The sequence below is a fragment of the Streptomyces sp. WZ.A104 genome (genome assembly GCF_002382885.1).
GTDB lineage: Bacteria > Actinomycetota > Actinomycetes > Streptomycetales > Streptomycetaceae > Streptomyces.
In genome coordinates this window covers 1-18,459 of record NZ_NWVL01000016.1, presented here as the reverse complement: position 1 = coordinate 18,459, position 18,459 = coordinate 1, and the positions used below count along the sequence as shown (strand labels likewise).

The window sequence follows — 18,459 nt, the reverse complement described above, 5'->3', positions numbered from 1 at the left end:
CCGGTCCTAGGAGGTGGGGCTGCCCTCCGCCCGTTCGGCCCCTCCCGCGTCGGACTGGGCCGGTACGGTCGCGGGCTTCTCGGCGGAGCCCGCGGGGGCATCCTCCTCCGAGGCCCCCGCCGCCACCGCTTCCCCGGCGGTGACCGCATCGGTCCCGGTCGCCGGATTCCGCTTCACCGTTCCGGCCTCGATCTCGGCCGTGAAGTGACAGGCCACCTTGTGCCCGTCGCCGGTGTCCAGCAGCGGCGGGCGCTCCGTGGCGCACTTGGTCTCCTGCACCCACGGGCAGCGGGTGTGGAAGCGGCAGCCGGCCGGCGGGTTCGCCGGGGAGGGCAGGTCTCCGAGGAGCAGGATGCGCTCGCGGCGGTCCTCGACCTCGGGGTCGGGCACCGGGACGGCCGACATCAGCGCCTTGGTGTACGGGTGCCGGGGCCCCGCGTACAGCGCGTCGCTCGGGGCCTCCTCGACGAGCCCGCCGAGGTACATCACCCCGATGACGTCCGAGATGTGCCGGACCACGGCGAGGTCGTGGGCGATGACCAGATAGGTCAGGCCGAGGGATTCCTGGAGCTCCTCCAGCAGGTTGATCACCTGTGCCTGCACCGACACGTCCAGCGCGGACACCGGCTCGTCGCAGATGATCACGTCCGGCTCCAGCACCAGGGCGCGGGCGATGCCGATGCGCTGGCGCTGGCCGCCGGAGAACTCGTGCGGGTAGCGGGACATCGCGTTGGCCGGCAGGCCGACCTTGGCGAGGATGTCCTTGATCTTCTCCCGGCGCTCGGCCTGGTCCTTGCCGATGTCGTGGGCGGCCATGCCCTCGGCCAGGATCGACTCGATGTTCTGCCGGGGGTTGAGGCTGCCCAGCGGGTCCTGGAAGACCATCTGGAGGCGGCGGCGGAAGGCGCGCATCTCCTCGGACGGCAGCTTCGCCAGGTCGGTGCCGTCGAAGACGACCCCGCCCTCGGTGATGTCGTTCAGCCGCAGCACCGCCCGGCCGAGCGTCGTCTTGCCGCAGCCGGACTCGCCGACCAGCCCGTAGGTCTGACCGGCCTCGACGCTCAGCGAGACGCCGTCGACCGCGTAGACGTGGCCCACCGTACGGTCGAAGAAGAGGCCCTTCTTGACCGGGAAGTGGACTTTGACGCCGTCCAGTTCGAGAAGGCTCATGCCGGGACCTCCGCCTTGGGCAGGACCGGGTTGACGCAGCGCACCTGGTGTCCGGCCGTGCGTGGTTCGGTCAGTTCGGGGGTGCCGGTCAGGCACTCCATCGTGTAGTGGTCGCACCGGGGTGCGAACGCGCAGCCGTCGGCCCAGGCGATCTTGTCGTTGATGGACCCGCGGATCGGGTGCAGCGGCTCGCCGCGCGGCGCGTCCAGGCGCGGGATGGAGCCGAGCAGCCCGTGCGCGTACGGGTGGGTGGGGTGGGCGAACAGCTCGCGACGGGCCGCTGATTCCACCGCCCGTCCGGCGTAGAGGACGTTGACCTCGTCGCAGAGCCCGGCGACGACACCCAGGTCGTGGGTGATCATCAGGAGGGCGGTGCCCTCCTGGTCGACCAGCTCCTTCAGAAGCTCCAGGATCTGCGCCTGGATGGTGACGTCCAGGGCGGTCGTCGGCTCGTCGGCGATCAGCAGGCGGGGCGCGCAGGCCACCGCCATGGCGATCAGCGCGCGCTGGCGCATACCGCCGGAGAGCTGGTGCGGGTACTCCTTGAGCCGCCGCGCCGGGTCCGGGATACCGACCCGGTCGAGCAGGGACGCGGCCTCCTTCCGGGCCTTCTCACCCTTCAGCCCGCGGTGGCGCTGGAGGATCTCGGTGACCTGGATGCCGATGGGGACGACCGGGTTCAGCGAGGACAACGGGTCCTGGAAGATCATCGCGAGCTGGCTGCCGCGCAGGTCGCGCAGGTTCCGTTCGTTCATGGTCAGCAGGTTCCGGCCGTCGAACTCGGCGCGGCCGCCGACCCGTACGCCCTTGCGGGGCAGCAGCCCCATCAGGGCGAGCGAGGTGACGGACTTGCCGCAGCCCGACTCGCCGACCAGGCCCACGACCTGGCCCTGGTCGACCTCGAAGGAGACGCCGTCCACGGCCGTGGCGTCCTTGCGGCCACGGGCGGTGAAGGTAACGCTGAGTTCCTCAACGGAGAGCAGTGACATGGGACTTCAGCCTCGCAACTTCGGGTCGAGGGCTTCGCGCATGGCCTCGCCGAGCAGGGTGAAGCCGAGAGCGGTGATGATGATCCCGATGGCCGGGTAGGCCGCCATCATCGGGTCGTTGTCGAAGAAGCGCTGCGCCTGGGCGAGCATCACGCCCCACTCGGGAACGGCCGGGTCGGGGTTGCCGAGGCCCAGGTAGGACAGGGCCGCGGCCTCGATGATCGCCGTGGCGAGGCTCAGGGTGGCCTGGACGATCACCGGGCTCAGCGAGTTCGGCAGGATCTGGGTGAGCACGATCCGCTTGCGCCGGATGCCGACCGCCTTCGCGGCGAGCACGTAGTCCGCGCCGCCCTGCACCAGCATCGAACCGCGCAGCAGGCGGGCGAAGATGGGGATCTGGACGACACCGACGGCGATCATCACGGTGGTGAGCGACTGGCCGAGGACCGCGGCGATGGAGACCGCCAGCAGCAGGGACGGCAGCGACAGCATGATGTCGGTGAAGCGCATGATCACGGTGTCCACGCGCTGGCCGACCTTGCCGCCGAGGGTGGCGGCGGCCCCGGAGAACACACCGACCAGAGCGCCGACGATCAGGCCGATGAGCATGGAGACCACACCGACGAGCAGCGTCTGCCGGGCCCCGACGAGCCAGCGGGAGAACATGTCGCGGCCCAGGTGGTCCAGGCCGAACCAGTTCTCGCCGCGCATGCCGATGAACTTGCCCTGGTTCGGGAAGACCTCGCTGCGCCAGTTCTGCGCGGTGGGCCCGTGCGGGGCCAGCAACGGTCCGACGACGGCGACGAGGACGAACACGCCGATGATCGCCGCACCGATGATCGCCATCTTGCTGGAGCGCATCCGGCGGAACGCCTCGCGCCACAGGCTGGTTCCGGTGACCGTCTCCGAGCTCTGGGTCAGCTCCGCGAGGCGGTCGATCTTGTCTGCTTTGTTGGTCAGGATCGTCACGTCAGTGCACCCGCACTCTCGGGTCGATGATGCTGTACGCGAGGTCGACCAGAAGGTTGATGAACACGTACACCATCGCGATGAAGAGAATGAACCCGACGAGGACCGGGTAGTCGCGGCCGTCGATCGCGGTACGGATGAAGGAGCCGAGGCCGCCGAAGTCGAAGACGGACTCGGTGAGCACCGCGCCGGAGAGCAGGCTGCCGGTCAGCAGGCCGACCGCGGTGATCACCGGCAGCAGCGCGTTGCGGAGCACATGGCGGCCGCGCACGGTCCCCTTGTCCAGGCCCTTGGACTCGGCGGTGCGGATGTAGTCCTCGCCGAGCACCTCCAGGACGCTGGCGCGGGTCATCCGGACGATGACGGCGAGCGGGATGGAGGCCAGGGCGACGGCGGGCAGGACCAGGTGCATGATCGCGTCCCAGCTCGCGTCGAACTCACCAGTCAACAGACCGTCCAGGACGGCGAATCCGGTCACGTCGGTGGCGTTGATACCGGCGTCGAGCCGGCCCTGGCTCGGGAACCAGCCCAGGTTCACGGAGAAGATCCCGCGCAGCAGCACGGCCAGGAAGAAGACCGGGATGCAGATGCCGAGCAGTGATCCGGAGACGGAGGCCACGTCCAGCCAGCCCCCGCGGTGCTTGGCCGCGAGGTAGCCCATCGGAATGCCCACGACGACGGCGATCAGGATCGCCGCGAGGCTCAGCTCCACGGTGGCTGGGAAGGCGCGGGTGAACTCGTCCCACACCGGCTGCCCGGTCTGGGTGGAGGTTCCGAGGTCGAGCTCGAAGATGCGCTTGAGGAAGCGCCAGTACTGGACGTGCACCGGCTCGTCGAGCCCGAGTGCGCGGTTGATTCTCGCCACTTCGGCTTCGGTGGCCCGCTCGCCCAGGATCGCTGTGGCGGGCCCGCCGGGCAGTCGGTTCAGCCAGAGGAACAGCAGAACCGACAGGCCGAGCAGGGTGGGAATGAGCTGGAGAAGTCTTCTTACGACGAGTCGCAGCACCCCGCATGCCCCTTTCTCACGTGCGTCGATGCGGGTCCGCCCGGCCACCTGACTGCTGTGGCCGGGCGGACCCGCTGGTGTGCGATTACTTGAAGGAGACCTCGGCGAAGTTCTCCTGCGTCAGCGGGGAGACCTTCGGCGGGTTGACGTTCTTGGCGAACGCGATGGCCGGCGGCGAGGAGGAGATCGGCACGCCCGGGACGTACTCCATGATCACCTCGTTGGCCTTCTTGTAGGCCTCCGTGCGCTCGGTGGAGTCGGTGGCCTTGGAAGCGGCGTTCACGGCGTCGAAGACCTTCTGGTCCTTGAAGCCCCACTGCTTGTCGGGCCCGGCGAACCAGGTGCCGATGAAGTTGAAGCCGTCGTTGAAGTCACCGGTCCAGCCGAGCAGGTGCAGGGCGCAGGAGCCGGCCTCGGTGGCGTCCAGGTAGTCCGGGGCCCACTTCATGGCCTTCGGCTTGACCGTGATGCCGGCCTTCTCCAGGTCGGCCTTCATCAGCTCGAACAGGTCCTGCGGGGCAGGCATGTACGGGCGGGTGACCTCGGTCGGGTAGCAGAAGTCGATGCTCAGCTTCTCCTCACCGGCCTGCTTGAGGAGGTCCTTCGCCCTGGCGGTGTCGAACGGGTACGTCTTCACCTTGTCCGAGTAGCCGGCGACCGTGTCGGGCATGAACTGGGTGCCGACCTTGCCGCCCGCGGGCAGCTGGGTGTTGACGAGGTTCTCGCGGTCGATGGCGTGCGTGATCGCCTGACGGACCTCGGGCTTCTTCAGCGCCGGGTTCGCGCCCTGGCTCATGCCGACGTAGAAGATGTTGAAGACGTCACGGGTCGGGACCTCGTAACCCTGCTTCTCCAGCGTCGTCACATCGGCCGGGGCGACCAGGTCGTAGCCGTCGATGTCACCGGCCTGGAGGGCCTGGCGGCGGGTCTCCTCGGTGGAGATGGTGCGGAAGACCAGGTTCTTCACCTTGGCCTTGTCGCCCCAGTAGTCGTCGAAGCGCTCAAGGGAGACTTCCTTGTTGCCCTTGTTCCACTTGACGATCTTGTACGGGCCGGTACCGGCGACCGTGCCGGCCTCCTGGCTGTACTTGGGGTACGTGATCGCGTCGCCCTTGGCGGTCGCGTCCTGCTTCGCGTACTCCTTGAGCGCCTTCGGCGAGTGGATCGCGAGCGCCTGGAGGGAGAATCCGCCCGGCAGGTTCGCCGAGGGCTCGTTCACCTCGATGACGGCCGTGTTCTCGTCCTTGGCGGTGCAGGACTTGTAGTTCGGCTTGGGCGTCTCGGGGTCCTCGTTCTTCGCGAACCCGCCCATGATGGACTGCCAGTAGTAGGAGACCGCGCTGGACTGGTACGTGCCCTTCCAGTTGAACCAGTAGTCGTAGTTCGCGCAGACCGCGGCGGCGTTGAACGCCTCGCCGTCGTGGAACTTCACGTTCTCGCGCAGGTTGAACGTCCAGACCTTGCCGGCCGGGTCGCTCTCCCAGTTCTCGGCGAGACCGCCGACGAGCTTGCTGCCGCCGGGCTCGTGCTCCAGCAGCGCCTCGAAGGCCTGGCGGGTGACTCGGAACGTTTCGCCGTCGCTCGCGAGGGCGGGGTCGAGGGAACCGGGGTCACCGGATCCGGCGAAGACGAAGGTGTCCTTGTCTCCCCCCTTGGATTCGCCCCCGTCCCGCTCGCTGGAACAGCCCGTGGCGATCAGACCGACAGCGACCGCTGTCGTGATCGCCCGGGCAGTCCGGGACTTGAATATGCGCATGGGTCCACCCCTGGTTCGCCATGTGGTGAGGTTTGATGGCCGCACACTACAGACGGGGTACACCGCAAGAGAACAGTCCGGATAGCGGTGAGACCTAGTCGAGACCCGGACAGTTAACAAACCGTCCAGTTACGGGACATCCTCCCGCCCGGAGTTAACAAGCCGGACATCTGGGGAAGTTCACCCCGGCGGCCTGGACCTCGCACGCCTCCGGCGCAGCTCAGCGGTGCTGGGGCGGATATCCGTAACCGGGGGCGGCGACGGGCGGGGAGCCCGCGGGGGCGTGCGCCTCACGGTCGTAGAAGGGGCGCGCGTTGGCGTGCAGCCACATCGCCACGGGGTCGTACTCGTCGGACATGGCGACGGTGGAGACCGGCAGCCCGTCGGGGACCGCGCCGACCGACTCCCGCATCATCGCGCGCACCGCCTCGACGGAGGCGCGGCCGGTGTCGTAGAGGTCGAGGCCGATGGCGAGATACGGGACGCCGACCGCGGGGTGGACCCAGGCGCGGCGCAGGGAGCGGACCGCGGCGGTGCGGTGGGCGTTCTGCGTGAGCAGGGCGTAGAACTGCGGGAGTTCGATGGCGGGCTCGGTCAGCCGGAGCGGCCCGGCGGGCAGCCGGTCGAGACCGGTGGCGATCCGGCGCAGGTCGAGCCAGGGGACGCCGACGCCGCCGCCGGGAGCGTGCGGGTTGAGCCAGATGCCCCAGCGGTCCGGGAACAGGGCGCGGGCGATCTCGCGCCCGGTGACGAGCTCGTGGGCCCGGTTCCAGCCGCTGGCGGAGAGCTCCTGGGCGGAGGTGACGCACGGGGCGTAACCCAGGCCGTCGATCTCCATGTTGCCGTACTGGGCGTCGGGGGAACCGGCTGTGCCGTGCCAGAGCAGCATCCAGATCCGGCCGTCGGCGAGGGCGGCGAGCAGCGCCTCGTAGCTGTCGTACCGCCCGGGGGTCACCTGGCGCAGCATGTGCTCGACCTGCCCTGCCGCCGCAGTGCCCGACGCACTCACCCTGGGTCCCGCCCCTCGTCGTTCCATCGGATTCACGCCGCTCCGGGCCCACGGGAGCGGCTTCGCCATCAAACCAGCTTATGCGCCGCTTCAGACACCGGCTTGACGCCACGGTCCGGGATCGTCGGCACGCGGGCGCCTTCGCTCGCGGTCAGTGGCCCTCGCGCCGGTAGAACGGGCGCACCTTCTCGCGCATCCAGTCGCCGACGAGGTCCTGGGCCACGTCCAGCAGGACCAGGTTCACCGGCCAGGGCACCTCCACGCGGCCGAGCGCGCGGCCGAGGGCGTCCATGGGAGCGCTCTGGCCCGCCCCGTCCCAGGTGGCGAACTCGACGCCGACGAAGAGGACGGGGTCGCCGCCCTCGATGCTGGCGAGCGCCCGGCGGGCGGTGCTCACCACACCCGAGGCCTCGAACTCCTCGGAGACGGCGGTGAGGAAGTCGACCGGGTCGTGCTGCCAGTCCGGCTCGTACAGCCGGACCCGGCCGCCGGTGGCGGGTCCGTCCAGGGCGGTGCGTCCGGCCCGGCACAGTTCGGCGACGGCGGGCGGCGGCAGCGGTATGCCGACGGCGCCGCCCGGGTTCACGGCGATGCCGACCTGCGGGGGCAGGCCCCGGGCGAAGTCACGGGCGGGCGCCACGGCGAAGGACATATGGCTGCCGACGCAGCTCAGGAACTGGCCCTCGGAGCTGAAGACGGGGACGAAGGCGGCCCCGTCGATCTCCATCATCGGCAGGTCGAGGTCGGCGCTGGCGGGGGTGCCGCCGTTGGGCAACGGCACCCACACGGAGCTGCGGCCGAGCACCTCGACGAGGCGGCCGCCCGCGTCATCGACGCCGAGCGAGGCGGTCAGCACCTCTTCGAGCTCGTTGGCGGGCCACCCCTGCTGGGGGTGTGCCGGGACGGGTGCCGGAATGTCCACTGCCTCTGTGCCCTCTCTCAGCCGTCTCGGCCCGGGTCGCGGCCGTCGCTCCCCGGCCGCTGCCGTGAAGCTCTTCGGCCAGCACCCTAACCGGATCGGGCGGGCGGGGCCTCGGCCTGCGTGAAGGTGATCCGGTCGAGCGCGCCCGCGGCCTCGCGGTCCAGCAGGACCGCCGAGGTGCATCCAGCGGGCAGCAGCCCCTGTTCGACGTCGGCGAGCAGCCGGGCCACCGCGTGCCGGTGGCGGGCGAAGGCGTAACCGGAGACTCCGCGGCCGCGTTCGCGCTGCCCCTGCCGGGCCACCTCGGGGGTCACGTCGAGCAGGATGAGATGGAGGGTGCGGCCGCGGCCGGCGGCGTGCCGGGCGAGCCAGCGGCGCACCCAGGCCTGGGTGCCGCAGTCGTGCACGACGACGGACGCGCCGGCGCGCAGGGCCTTGCGGAGTCCGAGGTAGTGGGTGGCGCGCACCAGGGGGCGGTACAGGGCGTAGGGGAGTAAGCGTGGAAGGGCGGCGGCCCAGCTGTCCCGGGTGTTCTGGGAGTCGACGGCGTCCCCCTGCACGGTCCGCCGGATGAGAGTCGACTTTCCGCTGCCGGGGAGGCCCGAGACGACCACGATGTCCCCGGCGGTGAAATCGAGGCTGTCGGGGGAGTCTCCGGAGCGACCGCGCAGATCGCGTACCACCGGCGCGCGGTCGTTCAGCAGCTCCTGCGCCGGTGCGCCGGGCTGTGCGGGCATCGCGTCGTGCGCCACTCCCGCGGTCGGTGCCGACCACTGCAACGTCATCGCCCATCCCCCTGCTGTCGGGCCACCCCCGCCTGCACCTGAAGTGTAAAGAATCGGCAAGGCGGCACAACCGTCGCCGCGGTTCGCACATCGCCACGGACCGGCCTCCCCACTCCGCCGCGATGCGTGCGATGATGACCCGGCCAACTGCATACCGGCCGTTCGAATCCGCGCGGGAGAGTTCCGGCCACAGTGTGAGCCGGGCGCCGAAGGAGCAAGATCCTCCCTTGAATCTCTCAGGCCCCGTACCGCGTGGATGAGGCAGATCTGAAAAGCGGGCCGCTTCGGCGGCTCCACCCAAGGTGCAAGCCGAGGCCCCTGACCGGGCGCCCTCTTCCGGGGCATACCCCCTGCGGGGCTATCGGCGAACCTCTCAGGTTCCGATGACAGATGGGGAGGATTCCGTCCTGACGTCGTCATGCCCTGGAGCCACTGCCCATGAGCACTGCCCCCCGTCTCACCGCCCTCGACGCCCTGCACCGCTCACTCGGCGCCACCATGACCGACTTCGCGGGCTGGGACATGCCGCTGCGGTACGCCAGTGAGCGCGACGAGCACAACGCCGTACGGACCCGGGCCGGGCTCTTCGACCTGTCGCACATGGGCGAGATCACCGTCACCGGCCCGGAGGCCGCGGCCTTCCTGAGCTACGCGCTGGTGGGCAACATCGCCACCGTGGGCAACGGCCGGGCCCGCTACACGATGATCGTCCAGGAGGACGGCGGGATCGTCGACGACCTGATCGTCTACCGGCTGGGCGAGACCGAGTACATGGTGGTCGCCAACGCGGGCAACGCCCAGATCGTGCTGGACGCGCTGACCGCCCGCGCCGAGGGCTTCGACGCCGAGGTGCGCGACGACCGGGACGCGTACGCGCTGCTCGCGGTCCAGGGCCCCGAGTCCCCCGCGATCATGAAGGCGGTCACCGACGCCGACCTGGACGGGCTGAAGTACTACGCGGGCCTGCCGGGCACGGTCGCCGGGGTCCCGGCGCTCATCGCCCGTACCGGCTACACCGGCGAGGACGGCTTTGAACTCTTCGTCGCGCCCGAGCACGCCGAGCGGCTGTGGCGGGCACTGACGGACGCCGGCGAGGCGCACGGCTTGATCCCGTGCGGGCTCTCCTGCCGTGACACGCTGCGCCTGGAGGCGGGCATGCCGCTGTACGGGCACGAGCTGACGACCGCGCTGACCCCGTTCGACGCGGGCCTGGGCCGGGTCGTGAAGTTCGAGAAGGAGGGCGACTTCGTCGGGCGCGAGTCCCTGGCCGCCGCCGCCGAGCGCGCCGAGACCGCCCCGCCGCGCAAGCTGGTCGGGTTGATCGCCGAGGGCCGCCGGGTCCCCCGCGCGGGCTTCTCGGTCGTCGCCGACGGCAAGGTGATCGGCGAGGTCACCTCCGGCGCCCCCTCCCCCACCCTGGGCAAGCCGATCGCCATGGCGTACGTGGACGCGGCCTTCGCCGCCCCGGGCACCGAGGGCGTGGGCGTGGACATCCGGGGCACGCACGAGCCGTACGAGGTCGTCGCGCTGCCGTTCTACAAGCGCCAGAAGTGATATCCCGGAAGAAACCGGGCTTCCCCACCCGCGCTCGGACGTCACGGAAGTGACGTACCTCCGTCTCACACCGTAAGACCACCGTTCATCAGCACTCCCCCGCGTACAGGAGAATTCAGGTCATGAGCAACCCCCAGCAGCTGCGGTACAGCAAGGAGCACGAGTGGCTGTCGGCCGTCGAGGACGGCGTGGCCACGATCGGCATCACGGAGTACGCGGCCAACGCGCTCGGTGACGTCGTCTACGCCCAGCTCCCGGAGGTCGGTGACACGGTGACCGCGGGCGAGACCTGCGGCGAGCTGGAGTCGACCAAGTCCGTCAGCGACCTGTACTCGCCGGTGACCGGTGAGGTGACGGCGTTCAACCAGGACGTCGTGGACGACCCCTCGCTGGTGAACTCCGCTCCCTTCGAGGGCGGCTGGCTGTTCAAGGTGCGCGTCACGGAGGAGCCGGCCGACCTGCTCTCCGCCGACGAGTACACCGCGTTCTCCGGCAACTGAGACCCAAGGGACCCCCTGATGTCGCTTCTGAACTCCTCCCTCCACGAGCTGGACCCGGACGTCGCCGCCGCCGTCGACGCCGAGCTCCACCGTCAGCAGTCCACCCTCGAAATGATCGCCTCGGAGAACTTCGCCCCGGTCGCGGTCATGGAGGCGCAGGGCTCCGTCCTCACCAACAAGTACGCCGAGGGCTACCCGGGCCGCCGCTACTACGGCGGCTGTGAGCACGTCGACGTCGTCGAGCAGATCGCGATCGACCGGATCAAGGCCCTGTTCGGCGCCGAGGCCGCGAACGTCCAGCCGCACTCCGGCGCCCAGGCGAACGCCGCCGCGATGTTCGCGCTGCTCAAGCCGGGCGACACGATCATGGGCCTGAACCTGGCCCACGGCGGTCACCTGACCCACGGCATGAAGATCAACTTCTCCGGCAAGCTCTACAACGTGGTCCCGTACCACGTCGACGAGAGCGGGACCGTGGACATGGAGGAGGTCGAGCGCCTCGCCAAGGAGTCCCAGCCGAAGCTGATCGTCGCCGGCTGGTCCGCCTACCCGCGCCAGCTGGACTTCGCCGCCTTCCGCCGTATCGCGGACGAGGTCGGCGCGTACCTGATGGTCGACATGGCGCACTTCGCGGGCCTGGTCGCGGCCGGGCTGCACCCCAACCCGGTGCCGCACGCCCATGTCGTCACCACCACCACGCACAAGACCCTCGGCGGTCCGCGCGGCGGCGTGATCCTCTCCACCCAGGAGCTCGCCAAGAAGATCAATTCCGCGGTCTTCCCCGGTCAGCAGGGCGGCCCGCTGGAGCACGTGATCGCGGCCAAGGCGGTCTCGTTCAAGGTCGCGGCGGGCGAGGAGTTCAAGGAGCGCCAGCAGCGCACCCTGGACGGCGCCCGCATCCTGGCCGAGCGCCTGGTGCAGCCGGACGTCACCGAGGTCGGCGTCTCCGTCCTCTCCGGCGGCACCGACGTGCACCTGGTCCTGGTCGACCTGCGCAACTCCGAGCTGGACGGCCAGCAGGCCGAGGACCGGCTCCACGAGCTGGGCATCACGGTCAACCGCAACGCCATCCCGAACGACCCGCGTCCCCCGATGGTCACCTCGGGCCTGCGGATCGGCACCCCGGCGCTGGCCACCCGCGGCTTCGGCGCCGAGGAGTTCACCGAGGTCGCCGAGATCATCGCGTCCGCCCTCAAGCCGTCCTACGACGCGGACGACCTGAAGGCCCGCGTGGTCGCGCTGGCCGAGAAGTTCCCGCTGTACCCCGGCCTGAAGTAGCACCTGGCCTGCGGTACCGCACATGCGGGCGGGGCACCGCGCACACTGGAGAGAGTGAGCGCGGTGCCCCGTCCCTTGTCCCCCCGCATCCTTCTTGCCCCGCTCTCGCCCCGCTTGTCCCCCGCACCACCCGGCAGACAACGGCGTCTACCAACCCCCAAGGAGTCCTCCCGTGGCCATCTCGGTCTTCGACCTGTTCTCGGTCGGTATCGGCCCGTCCAGCTCCCACACGGTGGGCCCGATGCGCGCCGCCCGGATGTTCGCGCGCCGCCTGAAGAACGAAGGCCTGCTCGCGCACACCGCCTCGATACGGGCCGAGCTCTACGGCTCCCTCGGCGCGACCGGCCACGGCCACGGCACGCCCAAGGCGGTCCTGCTCGGCCTGGAGGGCGAGTCGCCCCAGACCGTCGACGTGGAGAACGCCGACACCCGGGTCGAGGAGATCCGCGGCAACGGCCGGATCAACCTGCTGGGCATGCACGAGATCCCGTTCGACTTCGACGCGGACCTGGTACTGCACCGCCGCAAGGCGCTCCCGTACCACGCCAACGGCATGACGATCTTCGCGTACGACACCGACGGCGCCCCGGTCCTGGAGAAGACGTACTACTCGGTCGGCGGCGGCTTCGTCGTGGACGAGGACGCGGTGGCGGGCGAGAACCCGATCGTCCCGGACGACACGGTTCTGCGGCACCCCTTCCGCACCGGCGACGAGCTGCTGCGGCTCGCCCGGGAGACCGGCCTCTCCATCTCCTCGATGATGCTGGAGAACGAGCTGGCCTGGCGCACCGAGGCGGAGATCCGCTCCGGCCTGCTGGACATCTGGCGCGTCATGCAGGCCTGCGTCTCGCGCGGCATGTCCCGCGAGGGCATCCTGCCCGGCGGTCTGAAGGTCCGCCGCCGCGCCGCGAACTCGGCCCGCCAGCTGCGCGCCGAGGGCGACCCGCAGGCCCACGCGATGGAGTGGATCACCCTCTACGCGATGGCCGTCAACGAGGAGAACGCGGCGGGCGGCCGCGTCGTCACCGCCCCCACGAACGGCGCCGCGGGCATCATCCCCGCCGTCCTGCACTACTACATGAACTTCGCGTCCCACGGCTGCACCGAGGCGGAGAAGGAGGACAGCGTCGTCCGCTTCCTCCTCGCCGCCGGGGCGATCGGCCTGCTGTTCAAGGAGAACGCCTCGATCTCCGGCGCCGAGGTCGGCTGCCAGGGCGAGGTCGGCTCGGCCTGCTCGATGGCGGCCGGCGCCCTGGCGGAGGTCCTGGGCGGCTCCCCCGAGCAGGTGGAGAACGCCGCCGAGATCGGCATGGAGCACAACCTCGGCCTGACCTGCGACCCGGTCGGCGGCCTCGTCCAGATCCCGTGCATCGAGCGCAACGGCATGGCGGCGGTGAAGGCGGTGACCGCCGCGAAGATGGCGCTGCGGGGCGACGGCAGCCACAAGGTATCCCTGGACAAGGTCATCAAGACGATGAAGGAGACCGGGGCCGATATGAGCGTGAAGTACAAGGAGACCGCGCGCGGCGGCCTCGCGGTGAACATCATCGAGTGCTGAGGCCGTAGGCCCTGACCAGCGCGTTTTCATCTTTCGGCGCTGTCAGGGCCCGTGGCTGGCGACCCGCCCGCCGCCCGCGCCCACCCCGTAGGCTCCGTCGGAGCAGGACGGCTTACGCCTCCTCGCCCTCTTCCTCGTCGCCTTCGAAGAAGTCGCCGATCTCGTCGACGGCTTCGGCGGCGACCATCCCGCCGACCACGCCGACGGCCAGGCCCGCCGCACCGGCAGCGACGACGGTGCCCATGCCTGGACCGGACCGCTCGCCGCCGTGGTGCCCGTCGTGTCCTTGGTGGCTGTGCTCGTCCTTGTGGACGTGGTGGTCGTACAGGTCGCCGTGCCCGTACGGATGGTGGGAAACTCGGACGGAGTGGGCATCGGCCAGCTGGCTGACCCAGGAGCCGACCGTCGCGTTCCAGTCGCAGCGATCCGTGTCATCGTGACTGACGCGGTGCCGGCCCAGGACGTCGTGGCCGTCGGAGAACAGGCCGCCTCGCTTGTCGGCCTCCAGGATGACCTCCATACCCGCGGGGTCGGCCAGGAAGGTCACCTCGATTTCCGTGATCCGGTCGGCGTACTGCGGGGGCGGGGTGAGCTCGATCTCCTGGTAGAACGGCAACTGCTGACCAGTGCCGTGGATCCGGCCGTACTCCAGGTCCGCGGACTTGAAGCCGAGGCCGAGCTGCCCGAAGGCCTCCAGGATCGCCTCCTGCACCGGCAGGGGGCGGACCGCGAGAGGGTCGAGGTCGCCCTGGTCCCTGGCACCGGCCACCGCGAGCTCGGTGCGCACTCCCAGGACGATGCCGAGCGGCTGGCCGTGAAGCTCGGTTACGGGGGTTTCCCAGGGCAGCGTGATCGCGAACGGCACCGTGCGGTGCTCGCCCTCGGCCAGGCGGAAGCCACCGCCGACGCTGAACCGCTCGAAGACCACCATGCCCTCGTGCTCGCCGTCGTCGTGCTCGGCCTCCGCACGGGCGAGAAGCTCAAGCGTGATGTGCTCGATGTCGAAGTCGGCCCGACCTCCGCTGAGGTGAACCTCCCCGGTCAAGCCCCCACCGGGCAGCGCGGCCCCGGGGGCGAGGACCGTGTCCACGGACGGGCCGCCGACCCCCATGGAGCCGAGCAGTCGCTTGAACACCATCGTGGCGTTCTCCTTCGTCTTGCGTGTGTGGTTCGTACGGGGGTGGTGCCGCGGGGAAGGCCCGGTCCGCGGCACCACTTGTTCCGACAGCGGGGAGGGCTACTTGGCCTCGTCCAGCGCGGCCAGGGCCTGTGCCCAGCCGACGTACTTCAACTTGGCAAGGTCGGCTACGGTCTTGATGCCGAACGCTTCCTTGAGCAGGTCGCCCTGCCGGTCCGAGACCCCCTTGAGAGCGGACACCGGCGCCGCCAGCACCTCGGGCAGGCTCTTGTCCGCCCACGCCTTGTCCAGCACCTTGTCAAGATCCATCGAAGCCATGCTCGTTCCCCTCCTCATGGCGCGCTCCACGGAGCACGCGAATCCACGCCCCGGAGTTGCGGACCTCCGCCCCGCCGGCGCGCAATCTACAAACATGTAGAGCATAGAAGGTGGACGGCCGTGGAGTGCTTGAATCGGAACCTCCGTATGGCGGACGCGGCTACGACGCGATCAGGTGACCCTGGGGGCCGGAGCAGTCCTGGCTCCCATGCGCAGTGGTCGTCAGGAGGGGTCCGCGGTGCGGCAGTTGTGGCAGATCGAGCCGCGCTGTTCGAGCCTCGTCGCCCTGCATCGTCGCGGCGGCAGGCGGACGCCGGGCCCGGCGGCTCGGTGCCGCTGTGAGCGCTGTGGGGCGGATCGCGGCCGTCAGAAGGCAAGCACGGCAATGGTGCTCACGTAAATGGTGATGAGCAGGATCCCGTCGAAGCCGATCCTGAGCCAGCCGCGCTTCTGGCGGACGAGCAGCCCCCCGAGCAGGACCGCTGTCATGACCAGCGCACCACTCGTGAGGAACAGCTCGTCCAGGTTGGCGGCGTGGAACAGAGAACCGCCTCGATAGGCGATGTCACCGACGACGAGGTTGAGGGCGTCCAGGCAGTTTCCGCCGACGATGGCGGCCACGGCCAGGGTGACGGCTCCGCGGCGGACGGCCGCGATGGACGTGACCGTTTCCGGGAGGGCGTTGACCAGGCCCATGAACAGGGCCCCGACGAATCCGGCGCTCAGGCCGGTGTGTTCGACGATGCCCTCCGCGGCGCGGGCCACCGCCCACCCTCCGATCACGACGAGGACCGCCACGGCCAGGAACTCGCTCCAGAGCCGCGATGTCCTGTGACCGGCGAGTCCCTCGGTCTCTTCGCTCGCGACGTCGGAAACCGTGTCCCTCGTGGGCACCGCCCGCCACATGGGTTCGCCGTAGGAACGGATGAGCTGGAGACCCCCGACGTAGAAGGCCACCATCACCACGGACGCGGGGTGCAGGCCCAGAACGGTGACCGATGGGCTGAACGTGGCCATCAGGGCGATGCCCAACAAGCCGATCAACAGGCAGCCGAACAGCATGTTGGGCAGCGACGCGGCGGCGTGTTCGAGATTCACTCTCCGCAGGAAGGCATCGGCGACGACGAGCGCGAGGGTCTGTGCCGCGATACCGCCCACAGCGTTGCTGTACGCGAGATCCGGCTGATCCGCGGCGGCGCTGACCGCGGTCATCACGATGCCCGAGAGGGACGTCACCAGGCCGAACAGCACCGCGCCGAACAGGGCTTCTCCCCAGCCGGTACGGTCGGCGAGGGTGTCGCCCACCCCTGCGAGCCGGATGCTGCACACCACGGTGACGGCCATGGCCAGCAGGAAGATTCCGACGCTCCAGCTCAACGGCCATACGTCGGTCAGCATGTGAGCACAGAACCCTTCAGCGATACGAGGTAGCGGAGAGTAGCCGACTCTCTCTTACCACGTACCACGCGCTCCACACCTGCCGCCCGCCGCACCGGGACAAGCGGCAGGCCGGGTTCGTCGAGGGACTCCCTGACTTCACAGTTCCGCGGACATGAGGACAGACATGCGGACTCAACCCCTCCCGTGGCTCGGATCCACCAGGTCACCCAGCACCGTGGCCGGCGGGGGAAGCCGGAGGTCCGGTGGCGGTCCGGGGCAGGGTGAGGACCATGGTGAGGCCTCCGCCCGGGGTGTCCTCGGCGGTGAGGGTGGCGCCGATGGCCTCGGTGAAACCCCGCGCGACCGCCAGGCCGAGCCCCACTCCAGCGCCTCGTGGGGCGTCTCCGAGTCGCTGGAACGGTTCGAAGATGTGTCCCTTGGCCGCGTCGGGGACGCCGGGTCCGCGGTCGACGACGCGGAGTTCGACCCGGTCGTGCAGGCTGCTGGCGGAGACGAGGACGGAGCGGTGCTCCGGGCTGTACTTGACCGCGTTCTCGACGATGTTGGCGACGATGCGTTCCAGCAGACCACGGTCGACGGCGACCATCGGCAGGGTCTCCGGGATGTCCAGCTCCACGCTGCCCTCGGGGACACCGCCCAGTGCCATGGGGACGACCTCGTCCAGATCCGTCTCCCGGATCAGCGGTACGACGGTGCCCGTGTTGAGGCGGGACATGTCCAGGAGGTTGCCGATCAGCGCGGACAGCCGGTCCGCCCCCTCCTCGATGCCTTCGAGGAGGGCATCGCGGTCGGTCTCCGACCAGGCGACGTCATGGGAACGCAGCGAGGTCACCGACGCCTTGATCCCGGCCAGGGGCGTACGGAGGTCGTGGCTGACGGCGGCGAGGAGAGCCGTGCGGAAACGGTCGCTCTCGGCGAGCTTCCGCGCCTCCTCCGCCTGCCCGACCAGACGCTGCCGGTCCAGTGCCACGACCGCCTGGGCCGCGAAGGCGCCCAGGACCCGGCGGTCCTCGGCACGCAGCGCCCGGCCGCTCAGGACCAGAGCCAGGTTGTCTCCCACAGGTATGTCGACGTCGGCGTCTTCGGGACGGCCGACCGGGGGGCCGCCGACCGCCGCCGCGCACGACCAGGGCTCGACCTCGCCGTCGCGCTCCAGCAGGGCGACGGAGTCCATGGCGAAAGTCTCCCGGAGCCGCTCCAGCAGGGCGTCGAGGGAGTTCTCGCCCCGCAGGATGCTGCCCGCGAGGAAGGAGAGGATCTCCGACTCCGCACGCAGACGTGCCGCCTGGTGGGTACGGCGGGCTGCCAGATCGACGACGGAGGAGACGGACACGGCCACACCGGCGAAGATCACGATGGCGACGATGTTCTTCGGGTCGGAGATCGTGAGGCGGTGCATGGGCGTGGTGAAGAAGTAGTTGAGCAGCAGGGAGCCGAAGGCTGCCGAGGCGAGGGCGGGCAGCATGCCGCCGAGCAGAGCCGCAGCGACGGTGAAGGTGAGGAACAGCAGCATGTCGTTGGCGAGCCCGAGGTCGGGAACGACGGTCTTGAACAGCAGGGTGAGGAGGGCGGGCCCGGCGACGCCGACGAGCCAGCCCCAGACGATCCGGGCCCGCCCGAGCCGGGCGCCGCGGGCGATCGGTAGCCCGCGGCCCTGGGCGGCGGCGGCGTGCGTGACGATGTGGACGTCGAGATCGGGGCCCGACTCGCGAGCGACCGTGGCGCTGACCCCGGGCCCGAGGACGTACTGCCATGCTCTGCGGCGGCTGACACCGAGCACGATCTGCGTGGCGTTGACCCCACGGGCGAATTCGAGCAGCGCCGAGGGCACGTCCTCGCCGATGACGTGGTGGAAGGTGCCGCCGAGGTCCTCGACCAGGGTGCGCTGGACGGCCAGCTCCTTCGGCGACACGGCCTTCAGCCCGTCGCTCGCGGCGATGTACACGGCCAGCACCTCCCCGCCCGCGCCCTTCTCCGCCAGGCGTGCGGCGCGGCGGATGAGGGTGCGTCCTTCGGGTCCGCCGGTGAGGCCGACGACGATGCGTTCGCGGGCCTGCCAGGTGGTGCGGATGTCGTGCTCGCCCCGGTACTGCTGGAGGTACTCGT

16 protein-coding genes and 1 riboswitch are annotated in these 18,459 nt (G+C 70.0%); of the genes, 4 read left to right on the top strand and 12 right to left on the bottom strand.

What is annotated here, in order from left to right; genetic code table 11:
- Nucleotides 1–6: 6 nt before the first annotated feature.
- The 8 genes from CIB93_RS11350 to CIB93_RS11315 form a co-directional block, all read right to left on the bottom strand.
- Complete coding sequence (locus tag CIB93_RS11350) at nt 7–1,170, bottom strand: ABC transporter ATP-binding protein (RefSeq protein WP_096626660.1); 1,164 nt, start codon at nt 1,168–1,170, stop codon at nt 7–9.
- Nucleotides 1,167–2,159 (bottom strand): ABC transporter ATP-binding protein, encoded by a 993-nt coding sequence (locus CIB93_RS11345; protein WP_096626659.1) that lies wholly within the window; start codon nt 2,157–2,159, stop codon nt 1,167–1,169. Before CIB93_RS11345 ends, CIB93_RS11350 begins: the two co-directional genes overlap by 4 nt.
- A 6-nt stretch (nt 2,160–2,165) precedes the next feature.
- Nucleotides 2,166–3,128 carry an ABC transporter permease gene (locus CIB93_RS11340; RefSeq protein ID WP_096626658.1) on the bottom strand — a complete coding sequence of 321 codons (963 nt, stop codon included), beginning with the start codon at nt 3,126–3,128 and terminating at the stop codon, nt 2,166–2,168.
- Between the two features lies 1 nt (nt 3,129).
- Nucleotides 3,130–4,134, bottom strand: a complete 1,005-nt coding sequence (locus CIB93_RS11335; RefSeq protein WP_096626657.1) for an ABC transporter permease — start codon at nt 4,132–4,134, stop codon at nt 3,130–3,132.
- An 85-nt stretch (nt 4,135–4,219) separates the two neighbouring features.
- Nucleotides 4,220–5,890, bottom strand: coding sequence for an ABC transporter substrate-binding protein (locus tag CIB93_RS11330; protein WP_096626656.1), 1,671 nt, complete (start codon nt 5,888–5,890; stop codon nt 4,220–4,222).
- Between the two features lie 220 nt (nt 5,891–6,110).
- Nucleotides 6,111–6,857: an enhanced serine sensitivity protein SseB C-terminal domain-containing protein gene (locus CIB93_RS11325; protein WP_096626655.1), complete on the bottom strand. Its 747-nt coding sequence runs from the start codon at nt 6,855–6,857 to the stop codon at nt 6,111–6,113.
- A 193-nt stretch (nt 6,858–7,050) separates the two neighbouring features.
- Complete coding sequence (locus tag CIB93_RS11320; RefSeq protein WP_096626654.1) at nt 7,051–7,821, bottom strand: enhanced serine sensitivity protein SseB; 771 nt, start codon at nt 7,819–7,821, stop codon at nt 7,051–7,053.
- 86 nt (nt 7,822–7,907) lie between these two features.
- Nucleotides 7,908–8,606 carry an AAA family ATPase gene (locus tag CIB93_RS11315; protein ID WP_096626653.1) on the bottom strand — a complete coding sequence of 233 codons (699 nt, stop codon included), beginning with the start codon at nt 8,604–8,606 and terminating at the stop codon, nt 7,908–7,910.
- Nucleotides 8,607–8,769: 163 nt separating this feature from the next.
- A riboswitch (glycine riboswitch) is annotated at nt 8,770–8,867 on the top strand.
- A 177-nt stretch (nt 8,868–9,044) separates the two neighbouring features.
- Between CIB93_RS11315 and gcvT the strand changes: the two genes are divergently transcribed.
- From gcvT to CIB93_RS11295, 4 genes are all read left to right on the top strand, one after another.
- Nucleotides 9,045–10,160: a glycine cleavage system aminomethyltransferase GcvT gene (gene gcvT, locus CIB93_RS11310; protein ID WP_096626652.1), complete on the top strand. Its 1,116-nt coding sequence runs from the start codon at nt 9,045–9,047 to the stop codon at nt 10,158–10,160.
- Between the two features lie 122 nt (nt 10,161–10,282).
- Nucleotides 10,283–10,660, top strand: coding sequence for a glycine cleavage system protein GcvH (gene gcvH, locus CIB93_RS11305; protein ID WP_018492303.1), 378 nt, complete (start codon nt 10,283–10,285; stop codon nt 10,658–10,660).
- Between the two features lie 18 nt (nt 10,661–10,678).
- Nucleotides 10,679–11,938 carry a serine hydroxymethyltransferase gene (gene glyA, locus CIB93_RS11300; protein WP_096626651.1) on the top strand — a complete coding sequence of 420 codons (1,260 nt, stop codon included), beginning with the start codon at nt 10,679–10,681 and terminating at the stop codon, nt 11,936–11,938.
- A gap of 172 nt (nt 11,939–12,110) precedes the next feature.
- The gene (locus tag CIB93_RS11295; RefSeq protein WP_096626650.1) at nt 12,111–13,496 is read left to right on the top strand and encodes an L-serine ammonia-lyase; all 1,386 of its coding nucleotides are present in this window, start codon (nt 12,111–12,113) and stop codon (nt 13,494–13,496) included.
- A 112-nt stretch (nt 13,497–13,608) separates the two neighbouring features.
- Here CIB93_RS11295 and CIB93_RS11290 read toward each other — a convergent pair whose 3' ends face one another.
- The 4 genes from CIB93_RS11290 to CIB93_RS11275 form a co-directional block, all read right to left on the bottom strand.
- The gene (locus CIB93_RS11290; protein WP_096626649.1) at nt 13,609–14,634 is read right to left on the bottom strand and encodes a sporulation protein; all 1,026 of its coding nucleotides are present in this window, start codon (nt 14,632–14,634) and stop codon (nt 13,609–13,611) included.
- Nucleotides 14,635–14,733: 99 nt separating this feature from the next.
- On the bottom strand, nt 14,734–14,952 hold the full coding sequence (locus CIB93_RS11285) for a hypothetical protein (RefSeq protein WP_096626648.1): 219 nt from the start codon (nt 14,950–14,952) through the stop codon (nt 14,734–14,736).
- A 366-nt stretch (nt 14,953–15,318) separates the two neighbouring features.
- A complete protein-coding gene (locus CIB93_RS11280) occupies nt 15,319–16,350 on the bottom strand; it encodes a sodium:calcium antiporter (RefSeq protein ID WP_096626647.1) in 1,032 nt (343 codons plus the stop codon).
- Between the two features lie 205 nt (nt 16,351–16,555).
- The coding region (locus tag CIB93_RS11275) for a DUF4118 domain-containing protein (protein WP_096626646.1) at nt 16,556–18,459 on the bottom strand (1,904 nt) is incomplete at its 5' end.